Origin of the sequence: Bradyrhizobium lablabi (assembly GCF_001440475.1) — a bacterium.
In the GTDB taxonomy this organism is placed as follows: Bacteria; Pseudomonadota; Alphaproteobacteria; order Rhizobiales; family Xanthobacteraceae; genus Bradyrhizobium; species Bradyrhizobium lablabi.
In genome coordinates, this window is sequence record NZ_LLYB01000025.1 from 1 (window position 1) to 11,186 (window position 11,186).

An 11,186-nucleotide genomic window follows, 5' to 3' on the forward strand; every position below is an offset into this window, starting at 1 on the left:
TCTCGCTGCCACCGTCCTATGGCTGCGATAAGTGTCCACACCACCTAGGGTTTCAGCGGCGGACTTGAAATCTGCGATGGGGATGGCCCTCTCGCCGAGTTCACACTTGAAAAGCGGGAGGTGCTACGCCGGCAGGTGGGTACTTCGCAGAGATTAAGCGCAGGTGGACTGGTTGACACATATATGGTCCGTCGGCGCTAGAACCCGTAGGGCCAAGGTTATCCCACCGTCCTCCCGCGCATCCGGGCTTTCCAATAGGGCACCCCGAGCATTTGCTCCCGAGCTTTTGAACTGTACCGTCGCAAATGCACCGCGGCTCACCAAGCCAAGCCGTTCGAGCCGCTTTCGAATGAAAGTATAGCTGATCTTAGCCGCTATACGACGCTTGAGCCGGACGATGTCTTCCGGGCGCCAAGTCGTAATAAAGCCGTGCGCGAACTTGCGCTCCAGGCGGCAAGGTCGAAGAGGCCAGTGCTGTTGAGGCTGCGGAGAGCAGCAGCCACTCGCTCTGGGCGACAAGCCTGGTTTACTGAGCCTTGGCACAGCCGGGCAATTCTCAGGTGGAGGCGGTCGCCAACGCTTACATGCGGCGGCTGCTCGAAATCCATGTGCGTCCGGATGATTTGGTCGCCCCATCATCCACGCTCGACCTTCCCACCGGTAAGGTGGGTAGAACGCACACACAGACGCAAAGGCTGCATCGACGGCAGCATGGCGCGCGCGTAGGTATGGGCTATGCTGTACACCGGCTATGCCGCCATGGTTCGCCCGACGGAGCACCTGTGGCCGCATGCTGGATGGCGGATCGACCATGTTTCCGTGGATCTGGTTTGGGACTTCGACGATCCGGCCATCCCGAACACCAGCCGAGATACCGCGGCCACGGCCATCGCCGCGGTATCGGCATTGTGGCTGTCTGGCCTAGCACTTGGGCCTCACGAGGCGCCAAGTACCGATATTTCGCGGAGCGTACCGTGACGCGATTGATCGCGCACAGCGTCGGCTCCGGCGTACGAGCGACCGCCTGGAAATCTTACAAATGGATACGTTACCCAAAGAGCAGTCGTGCGCGATATCGCCGTTGCAGAGACCGTCGAGTTGATCTTCGATAGCTACTTCTTTGAAGTCTTGCATTCGGACGGGGCTAGCGCCGGCTGGCCGGATCTACTGAATATGCGCCGAGGCCGCAAAGTCCGGGAGCTGTCTCGGGAGCGACTGCGGAAAACCGGCGGGTTGCTCTTCAGGTAGGAATGTCGCCGACGTCACCGAGGTCCCAAAGAAATGCTTTTACGTTGCGTCGAACTGAGATGCTTCGTGTCCACTGTAGGCGTGGTCTACAGCGTTACCTCAGCTGACGGAAGTACACGAGCTATCGTCTCCGCCAGAAGTGTTGCGACGACCCATGTTCTCCTTGCATTCAGGGTCCCGCGCACACGCCACTATGACAGTACCATCATCCATTTGCTTGCCCTCAACGCTCAATCGGAATTCCGATCGCCAGTGACCTCTCGTCTATTTTGTCCATACGTCATGCGACTTCATCCAGTCGAAAAAGCTCAACGGTCTGCTGCCGAATCAATAGGACTCGGCGACGACTTCCCAGAACTGGAGTCCATCGAATGAAAACACCCTCTTCGCCGCACTTCACGCCCGTGGATCTGAAGCCATATTTCAATGCCAGGCGCCGGGAGCTGGACGAGCGGCTCGGCAAGCGCGCTGGCGACACCGGCTGGATCGACTCATGCGGGGGCCGCAGACGCATCGCGGCATCCCGTTTCTATTCGGCGACGATGCAGGGCCCGATGTGCTGGCCTTGCGGACGGGGGAGGGTCCTACCGAAATCTCACTGTTACCCACATTGGCCAGCTACGTGCTCTTTGTGCATGTGGTCACGGACCATCGACCCGTGAGGCCTGAAGGGTTTGGCGAGATCGGGCCAGCCGCGCACTCTGCGGACGGCAACCCGCTCGGCAGTCGGGTGTCGACGTATGCGCTCCGATATGCCGACGACAGCGTCGCGGACGTGCCCGTGCTGCGGCGGTTCGCAATCCAGCAGAAACACATCGTATGGAGTGCGAGTGCATTCGGGGCCGTGCCGTTGCGTGGGCCAATCGTGCACGCGAGCACCGGAGAAAACTTCGCGCTCGGGCGAGCGGCGGGCACTAGCTTCATCAACGGCGAGGCTCGCACCGAATCGGGACGCATGGATCGGGAACGCGAGAATTTGTGGCTTTATGCGCTGCCAAATCCGCATCCAGAGAAGGAGCTCGTGGGCCTGAGCCTGCGTCCGGAGCAAGAGGCTTCGCTCGTCTATGCGGTGAGCACGACACAGCTGTCGGAGCATCCGCTGCGCCTGCAGGGCCGTCGCAAGCTGAGGATGCGGCTGCCGCCCGGGGTGCATCTGAACAAGCTCGGCGAACTAGATGTCGACCATCGCGGCGAGCAAATCGGCATGGACCTCGGCTCGGTCATCTCCGCCCGCGCCGTACTTGAGTACTCCAGAACGGATTGGCTCGGTGACAAGCCTGACGTGCAGCCTGTGCGCTCCAATGACGAGATCATCGTCGAGTATTCCGCGCACCCCGACGCAAGGCTCTACCTGCGCTCCGACGACGGCCGCTTGTATGTTCAGGACCTTCAATCGCTGGACGCCGTCGGGAACGCAGCAGGCACATCGCTGGACGCGGTGCCCATCGAGCAGGCGAGGCGACCCGTCAAGATCCGCATCGTTGAGAAGGTCAGCGGTGTGCGTGTCGCCGCACGCCTGCATCTCCACGGCGCGCAGGGGGAGTATCTGCCGCCCAAGGGACACCACCGCAAGGTAAACACCGGCAGGTTCGAGAACTTCGCCGGCGAGCTGGCGAACGGCCTAAACCAGTACGCCTATGTGGATGGCAGCTGCGACGCGGACCTGCCGATTGGGCCCGTGTACGTCGAGATCAACAGGGGCTTCGAGGTGCGGCCTGTGCGTCGCATCGTCGAAGTCACCACGGATACGGAAAGCCTTACCTTCGAGCTGGACAGAGTGCTGCGCTGGCGCGAACAGGGCTGGGTCAGCTCCGATACGCACGTCCATTTCCTGAGCCCGCAGACAGCCCTGCTAGAGGGCAAGGCGGAGGGTGTCAACGTCGTCAACCTGCTCGCGGCGCAGTGGGGCGAGTTGTTCACCAACGTCGCCGATTTCGACGGACGCACGACGATCGGGGCCAAGAACTTCGGCGGCGACGGAGAGTTCCTCGTCCGCGTCGGCACGGAGAACCGGATGCAGGTTCTAGGGCACATCTCGCTTCTCGGCTACGAGGGCGAGATCATCAATCCGCTCTCTTGCGCCGGACCGAAGCCGAGCGGGCGGCCGATATCGTGCTCGGCTTAATCGACGCGATGGAGATGATGTCGTTCAACCCGCTAACCGCGCAGATCAGCGCCTTCGGTCTGGCCGACTGGTACCGGTACCTCAACATTGGCTACCACCTTCCGCTGGTGGCAGGTTCCGACAAGATGGACGCGTCCGCGCTTCTCGGCGGCTCGCGGACCTATGCGCAGCTGGGCGCGCGCGATTTTACGTACCGCAACTGGATGGATGCCGTGCGCAGCGGCGACACGTTCATCACAGTCGGGCCGCTTACATGACGGTAGAAGGGCGGCGTCCCGGGAGCAAGATCGCGATTCCTCCTTCAGGCGGCACTGTCAGTATCGACTGGCGGATCGAATCGGTCAGCGTTCGCCCGACACGTGTGGAGTTGATCCGCAACGGCACTGTCGTCGATGAAGTGCGATGCGGCGACTTGTCGTGCAACGACCACCTCGAGCTGGGCGTCACCGAGTCCTGTTGGGTCGCTATCCGTGTTCGAGGCAGTGTCGCCGGGCGCGAGGCAGACATTGCGGCCCACACCAGTGCCGTGTATGTCGACGTCGGTGACAAACCCGTCTTTGCGACCGCGGACGCGGTCTCGGTCCTCGCGCAGATTGAGGGATCGATCGCCTACGTGGATACGATCGCACCCAAGACCGATGAAGCGCGGCACTCAAGGCTGCGGGCTGTCCTGGAGCTTGCACATCATCGCCTTCATCACAGGCTTCACGAACTCGGCGCAAGCCACGAGCATGTGCCGATCCATTCGGCTCACGTTGAACGCGAGCATTGATGAAACAAAAACTTAGGATAAAAGGAATCTGCTGTCCGTTTCCGCTTGTGTGTGTTGGCGGCGTCGCGGGGGCGCACCCGGACCATGGCACGTCCGGCACCTGCCGGCGTCGGATCCGGATGTGCGTGCGCTGGGCCTCACGTCACGCCATCTCGCTCATGTGATCTACAGCTCGGCATCGTCACGCACGCCCAAAGGCGTCGCAATGCCCCACGCGTCGCTTTTGAATTTGGTCTGGTCGTCACCCGAGCTTGAGCCCAAACGACGCACACTTCAGTTCACGACACTGAATTCCGACGTGTTGCTCCAGGAATTGTTGAGTTGCTGGAGAAACGGCGGGCTCCTCGTGCTCGTGCAGGAAGAGACCCGTACGGACTTCTCCGCCTTGCTGGAATTTGTGTGGAGGGCGGCGATCGGGCAGCTTTTCCTCCCACTGGTAGCGTTGAACCAATTTGCGGAGGTCTGGGGCGCTTAGGAAGAGCTGCTGCCCTCATTAAGGGAGATCCATACATCGGGAGAGCAATTGCGGGCCACCCCCATGCTTAGGTCGTTCTTCGAATTGCACCCTAGGGCGAGGTTGATCACTCAGTATGGGCCTACAGAAGCCCACGTGGTTACGGAGCACCATCTCGCGATTGGCCCATATGTTGGCCGCAAATTGACTCCCATCGGCCGACCGATCGCAACACGCGAGTTTACCTACTTTATAGTCAAGGTGAACCTGTTCCTTTTGGCGCTGTGGAGAGCTTTACATTGGCGGCTCGGGGGTGGCGCGTGGCTATCTGAACCGACCTCAGCTGACGGAGGAACGGTTTGTGGCCGATCCGTTCAGCAATGAGGCGGGGGCGCGGATGCAGACACAAGGCAGTGCCGCAAGGACGCGCCGCTTCCCACTTCTGTCGGACGCCCCGGCATCTTTGTCCAGCGGCTCGTCGGAAATCCGGGCCAGCAATCCGAGCTTGTTGTTTGCAACAAGACAACACCCAAGCCGCGCTTGATCAGAGCCGGCCTCAACCCTTCGATGAAGGACGCATCCTCGGCATAAAGAGGAGCTTCGCGGCCAGCTACGAAAGTCAAGATTGCTGGCTCGGCTGCAAGGCAGGGTAGCCTGCGTCGTGTCTCCAGCATGCGGCGCGCCGAGACATATTCGAGCTCGCGCGCCTGCATGATCGTCCTGCTGCGATCGCGAGACATTCATTTGCGCGGGTTGACTCGAGGCGACGAGGGCCGACCTCGTCCACCGTCCCTAAAGGAAAGTCGCATTTCAATCGCATGGGCACGTTCGTTGTCCCGCTTCGCGCTATGTGCGACAAGCTGGACACCCACGGTATCACTCCGCGCAGGTGCGAAGAGTTAAGTTCAACTTGGCCGACCGCTCCGTCCGTCTCGCTCCGCAGTCGTGAGCGGCTTGGCAACATTTTTCAGGATAGCAGCGTGGCAGTTGGCTAGCATCTCCTTCGTGTACTTCTCGCCGAAGTAATCCAGAACGAAGGTTCCGCCGTAGTCTGACTCATCAGCGACACTGCTGGTGAGGCCGTCGAGGATTGTGCCGACTTCGCCGATGCGATCGGAGTATCGGGCGCGGATAACGTTAACTGCGTTCATCGAGTGAACTGCCTCGTCGGCAGTCACTTCCCTTAGCCAACGAACAAATCTATCGCTCCCAAGTCCTGCATAGAAACCCTTATCCGCAGCATAGGCGCGGCAGGTGCACATTTCATCAAAGGCTATCATAACCATCACAGAGAATTCGTCTTTCAGGTATTCATTGATTGCACTAAAATTGTGTGATCGAGCGTCCAATCTCTCCCAAAGATCTTCTTCGCATCCATCAGCGACGAGCTCCATGATCTGTATAAAGCCCTCGGCGTGACGCTCCTCGTCCGTGGCCCAGGCATCAAAGAATGCCGCAGCCTCCTCGGTAGCGATCAAGTTGCGGACGGACAACTCGTTTTTCAGATGCCTCGCGTCATATTCAGTATACAGTTCTGGCCACAACTTTTTGCAACGCGCGCGCACAACTGATGGCTCGGCGGTGAACATCACCGGCGTCAGAGCATTGAACAATTCTTTGGGACTCCAATTCCGTCGAACCGGCGTGATCATCCGAGTCCTCCGAATCACGAACGCTACGAGCGATCTGGCAGAGGCATTTGTTCCTCCCGAACGCTCGCAAAGCATATTAACTACACACCGATGCTGTCGCCTGCTCGTTTTGGTGGGATGCAATTCGAGGCCGCACCACTTCAGACTAGCCAGAAGCGTCGCCTTAACGGGCTCATTAGAAGCCCCGGCGCGGCTGTCATTGATCTCAACCTACTCGATCACCAATACGAATCCGAGTGTACTGTTGAGGACAGCGTCGCATGGCCTTTCTCACAAACCGCTCACGACAACTGCTCGGCGGGCGCTCCAGCAAGCACCTTTGGTTGGATCAATGCAACGGCACTTCGCGGCGGTGTTGACTCTCAACATGCGGCCGCATTTAGGCACCAGCCCGGCGCGGAGCGCAGCATCGAAGTGCGGTCCCTCCTGAGCAGCCAGCCGTCTTGGAAATGCCAACCAATCATAAAAACCTTTGTGTCGAGGCACTGAGCGACCCATGAACAACTTGGCGTCCAACTCTGGAATAGACCACGCGTGCCTAGGCGGCACGGCAGAGCGCGCGAGGCTGTTCATGACAAACTGTTTCCGCTAACCGCGATCGCGCAAGCTGGCCGCGCAAGGCGGACCGCTGACATCAGTACTAACGGAGGAGGGGCCGATTACAAACCTTCGTATAGCTTTCCAAACCCTTTCAATATCGAAGGTTTACGTACGTAGAATTGAGCCATCAGTCGCAATCGTTTTAGTCTCGTCGAGAATCGGGCCCGAGAGTCCTGAATGGCTCTCGCGCCGCGGAAGCAAGACGAGGTCACCGACGATTATGAAGTTCTATCGCAGGACGGCACGCGGTCCGTCGATTTGCATCGAGTGTCGTCGATCCCTGGGATCACGCTACCGGCGAGATATCTCCACCAATGAACCTTATTGCGACTACGATTGCTATCTTCGCTACCGGACAAAGAGTCTGTTTGCGCCATCGCTCGCTGTCGCACGGGAACATGGACCCGCGCCTGGGTATTTGGCTCGCGGCGCTGGGCGAACCGATGTTGGTTGAAAGTTCTAACACCTAGCACGCGTGTGCATGCGGCGAGGCTAATTGCTCCGACAGCGAATTCCAGAGTTGAACCGCTAACGATGTCGCCATCCGCAACGACTATTGAGTACCTTCAGACCAGTTGAATTTGTTTAAGAAGTTCTGCGGTTTTGAAGATGATTTCCTTGAGGCTGGAGGACATTGATCGGCATGTGCGGGATTGTCGGCATTTTGGGGCGCGGCCCAGTGGCGGGGCAGCTGGTCGAGTCACTCAAACGACTGGAATATCGTGGCTACGACTCCGCAGGCGTCGCGACGCTTGAAGGCGACCATCTCGAGCGCCGGCGTGCCGAAGGCAAGCTGAAAAATCTCGAGGCGCGGCTACACGGCGATCTGCTATCTGGTCATACAGGTATCGGTCATACGCGCTGGGCTACCCATGGCAAGCCGACTGAGCGCAATGCCCATCCGCATATGACGGACAATGTCGCCGTCGTCCATAACGGGATCATCGAGAATTTCCGCGAGCTCCGCGCTGAGCTAGAGCAGAATGGCGCTAAATTCGCCTCGGAGACCGATACCGAGGTGGTGGCGCATCTCGTCGAATCCTATCTAAAGCATGGCTACTCACCGCAGGATGCAGTGAAAACGTTGCTGCCGCGGTTGCGCGGCGCGTTCGCGCTGGCATTCCTGTTCAAAGGTCATAACGATCTCATGATCGGCGCGCGCAGGGGGTCGCCGCTCGCGATCGGGTATGGCGACGGCGAAATGTATTTGGGATCGGATGCGATCGCGCTCGCGCCCTTCACCGATACAATCACCTATCTTGAAGACGGCGACTGGGCCGTGCTTACCCGTACGATCTGCGTCATCTATGATTCGAAAGGCGCCATCGCCCACCGGGAAACTCTGAAGTCCGGCGCGTCATCGCTCCTGGTAGACAAGGCGAATTATCGCCACTTCATGGCCAAGGAAATTTACGAACAGCCGGAAGTGGTCGGGCAGACGCTGGCGCGTTATGTTGACATGGCCGCCAAGCGCATCGCGCTGCCGCTCGAACTGCCATTCGACTTCAACGACATTACGCGCATCTTGATCACCGCTTGCGGTACCGCAAGCTATGCCGGGCACGTCGCCAAGTATTGGTTCGAGCGGCTGGCGCGTATACCGGTCGAGATCGATGTCGCCTCCGAACTCCGCTACCGCGAGGCGCCTTTGCGCAAGGGGGATCTCGCGATCGTCATCTCGCAGTCCGGCGAGACCGCCGACGCGCTGGCCGCGTTGCGCTACGCCAAGGCGCAGGGTCTGCACACGATTTCCGTGGTTAACGTACCGACGTCTACGATTGCGCGCGAGAGCGAAACCGTGCTGCCGACACTTGCGGGTCCGGAAATCGGCGTCGCCTCGACCAAAGCTTTCACTTGTCAGCTGATGGTGATGGCCGCCCTTGCGATCGCCGCGGGCAAACAGCGTAGAGAATTGTCCGACATCGATGAGTTGAAGCTCGTGGGTGAGCTGATCGAAGTTCCGCGGCTGATCGCTGAGGCGCTCGCGATCGAACCGCAGATTGAGAAGCTAGCGCGCGATATCGCCAAATCGCGCGCTGTGCTCTATTTCGGCCGCGGCACGTCGTTCCCCGTGGCGTTGGAAGGCGCGCTCAAACTGAAGGAAGTCTCCTATATTCACGCCGAAGGCTATGCCGCCGGCGAGCTCAAGCACGGCCCGATTGCGCTGATCGACGAGAGCATGCCGGTGGTGGTGATCGCTCCTTACGACCGAGTTTTCGAAAAAACCGTGTCAAACATGCAGGAAGTCGCCGCTCGTGCTGGCAACATCATACTGATGACCGATGCGACAGGAGCTTCGAAAGCGACGGTGGATGCGCTCGTGACCATTGTGCTGCCAGACGTGGCTGCAACCTTTACACCCATGATCTATGCCATTGCGGTGCAGCTCTTGGCCTACCACACCGCTGTCGTAATGGGAGCGGACGTCGATCAGCCACGCAATCTCGCGAAATCGGTGACCGTAGAATAGGCGGGCAGGGCCAAAGTCGCGGGTGGCAGCCATAGGCGTTCCTGTTAGGTATGTCGGTTCTGGGCAAACCAAACCCGAGCAGATCCTCAATTTCTCTCTCATCCATGTTGATGCCGCTCGTCGTTGCTGCGTGCGTCCGTGTCGCCTTCCGACATGAGTGGTTCGCATCTCCAAACGCCAATGGCTTAAAACGTACAACTGGAGTTCAGCTCCCGAACCGGCATTCTCACAGGGCTCGAGGTGCATCGGAAACTAAGGTCCGCTTGAATTAGTCGGCTAACACCACGGCCGGGCGCTGCTGATCCGGCTGGCCAGCGCGCGAGTCCAGGTCCCACCGCAAATTCGGCTTCTTGAGCTCTTACTCATGTTCGTCGCGCCAAGCTTCCTGACCTTGGGCGCTTTTAGTGTGAGCCCGACCGCTCGATCGCGGGGCCGTTTCTCATCGGCGACGGCCATGTTCGTTACCTGCGATGTGCATGATCGGTATCCACCCTGTGCCGTTCCTCTTACAAGTGCCGCGATCCACGCTGGAAGTTGTGGCATTCAGCGTTCTTATCTCTGCGAAGAAATGAGGGAATTCCCCGACTAGCGAAGGTGGAAGGCCAATTTGCTCATAAACTATCGCTTCGCCACGACTCACACAGACTCATTCTGCCGCTGGCGCGATTTGAGCGACTCACGCTAGGCTATTATCTTCCAACAATCCCAATGCGAGGGAGAAACGAAATGGTTGCTGCCGCACGCGAACTGCCCACGTCAGGCTACGCGCTTGAAGTGGATGGTCGATTGAAAGCCGAATTTGTGAGCAGAGACGGAGCAAAGTGAGGGGCAGAAGATCTGAAGAAGCGCTTTCCAATGCTTCAGATCAGAATTTACGATGCGCAGACGATGACTCGAGAAGAGGTGTCGCTTCCGTGAGCTTAGGTGCTCATCGCAAGGTTTTTGGTGCGCGAGCGGCAGGACTAGCTCCGAGCGGGTACAAGGTGTCCCCCCGTGGCTTGACACCGGCGGTCGCCCGTGAAGAGCTGGCCAAGCCATTGTGCGGGAGTCCGATTTTTAGGACAGAGCTCTCACGTTGTTCTGCGCGTCATCGTCGCGGCTTCTGCGAAAAGAGCGCCGCTCGGAGTCTCGCGGGCCTGTGGCCCGCTTGCACAGCTGGCATCGGCGAGTCTGCGGACGCCGGGGTCTCAATCAATCGGAGTTGCTGGGGTAAAGTCGAAACTGATCAATGCGAACTCTGAAGTCCATTTGTCCGCACAGAAGATCTGCCGTCCTGCCCATCGTCGATGGGCAGCTAGATTACTCAATGCGGCACCCGCCGCGCCGCCGACCAGCGAGCTAGTGGCGCCAGCCTCCAAATCACGCTCCGGATGCTCGCGTTCACCGGCCCCGCAGCCCATGCCTGGCTAGCGCAGTATCGAATGAGGACCTGCTGCACGTTTTTAACCTCTTGGACAGTACGACGCACATTACCGTCGACCACCATGGCCGGGTGAGAAGCGCAGCCAGGGTCATGCTTCCAGCGCTGAGCGCCAGCGCTTCCATCTGCACCGGCCTGAGGCCGATCGCGCGTCCCGCTCACGGTGCGGTGACCGCGCCGACAACACCACAGGTGCACCGATGCCGAGCACCATGCCGACACAGTCCCGCCCTCCAAACCCAGATCTTTCGTCAGTTGCAGCAGGAAGACCGCCCAATGCGTTGTACCAAAAGATGAAGGTGCCAGTCGCCAACGTGACTGCCTATGTGATCCCGCCGACTGGGCCTCGTTCCTGCGCGGTGCTGCATTGCTGAGGCTCGTGCCGATGCGTTCGCCCGCGCGCGCAGCGGGGGGCTCGACCAGCTACTCGGCCATATGGCCTAGG

General features: G+C 59.4%; 7 protein-coding genes. 6 read left to right on the top strand and 1 reads right to left on the bottom strand.

From position 1 onward, the window contains the following. Positions 1-735: 735 nt before the first annotated feature. The 5 genes from CQ14_RS43085 (at position 736) to CQ14_RS44355 (ending at position 4,620) form a co-directional block, all read left to right on the top strand. Positions 736-978 carry a hypothetical protein gene (locus CQ14_RS43085; RefSeq protein WP_156434586.1) on the top strand — a complete coding sequence of 81 codons (243 nt, stop codon included), beginning with the start codon at positions 736-738 and terminating at the stop codon, positions 976-978. Positions 979-1,741: 763 nt separating this feature from the next. Beyond that, on the top strand, positions 1,742-3,373 hold the full coding sequence (locus CQ14_RS45440) for a hypothetical protein (protein WP_057855994.1): 1,632 nt from the start codon (positions 1,742-1,744) through the stop codon (positions 3,371-3,373). Continuing rightward, positions 3,325-3,630 (top strand): CehA/McbA family metallohydrolase domain-containing protein, encoded by a 306-nt coding sequence (locus tag CQ14_RS45445; RefSeq protein ID WP_057855995.1) that lies wholly within the window; start codon positions 3,325-3,327, stop codon positions 3,628-3,630. Before CQ14_RS45440 ends, CQ14_RS45445 begins: the two co-directional genes overlap by 49 nt. Further along, positions 3,627-4,145, top strand: coding sequence for a CehA/McbA family metallohydrolase domain-containing protein (locus CQ14_RS45450; protein ID WP_245320080.1), 519 nt, complete (start codon positions 3,627-3,629; stop codon positions 4,143-4,145). The genes CQ14_RS45445 and CQ14_RS45450 overlap by 4 nt, the downstream gene beginning before the upstream one ends. 121 nt (positions 4,146-4,266) lie before the next feature. Then, positions 4,267-4,620, top strand: a complete 354-nt coding sequence (locus CQ14_RS44355; protein WP_199805398.1) for an AMP-binding protein — start codon at positions 4,267-4,269, stop codon at positions 4,618-4,620. Positions 4,621-5,504: 884 nt separating this feature from the next. On the opposite strand, the gene CQ14_RS00470 is transcribed toward CQ14_RS44355, so the two are convergent. Next, positions 5,505-6,251 carry a hypothetical protein gene (locus tag CQ14_RS00470; protein ID WP_245320082.1) on the bottom strand — a complete coding sequence of 249 codons (747 nt, stop codon included), beginning with the start codon at positions 6,249-6,251 and terminating at the stop codon, positions 5,505-5,507. A gap of 1,243 nt (positions 6,252-7,494) precedes the next feature. Between CQ14_RS00470 and glmS the strand changes: the two genes are divergently transcribed. Beyond that, positions 7,495-9,321, top strand: a complete 1,827-nt coding sequence (gene glmS, locus CQ14_RS00475; protein WP_057855998.1) for a glutamine--fructose-6-phosphate transaminase (isomerizing) — start codon at positions 7,495-7,497, stop codon at positions 9,319-9,321. The last annotated feature ends 1,865 nt before the right edge of the window (positions 9,322-11,186 follow it).

What these genes read in the sequence shown, in the direction of transcription:
- CQ14_RS43085 (WP_156434586.1), top strand. Translation starts at nt 736, where the DNA reads ATGCTGTACACCGGCTATGCCGCCATGGTTCGCCCGACGGAGCACCTG.
- CQ14_RS45440 (WP_057855994.1), top strand. Translation starts at nt 1,742, where the DNA reads ATGCGGGGGCCGCAGACGCATCGCGGCATCCCGTTTCTATTCGGCGAC.
- CQ14_RS45450 (WP_245320080.1), top strand. Translation starts at nt 3,627, where the DNA reads ATGACGGTAGAAGGGCGGCGTCCCGGGAGCAAGATCGCGATTCCTCCT.
- CQ14_RS00470 (WP_245320082.1), bottom strand. Translation starts at nt 6,251, where the DNA reads ATGATCACGCCGGTTCGACGGAATTGGAGTCCCAAAGAATTGTTCAAT.
- glmS (WP_057855998.1), top strand. Translation starts at nt 7,495, where the DNA reads ATGTGCGGGATTGTCGGCATTTTGGGGCGCGGCCCAGTGGCGGGGCAG.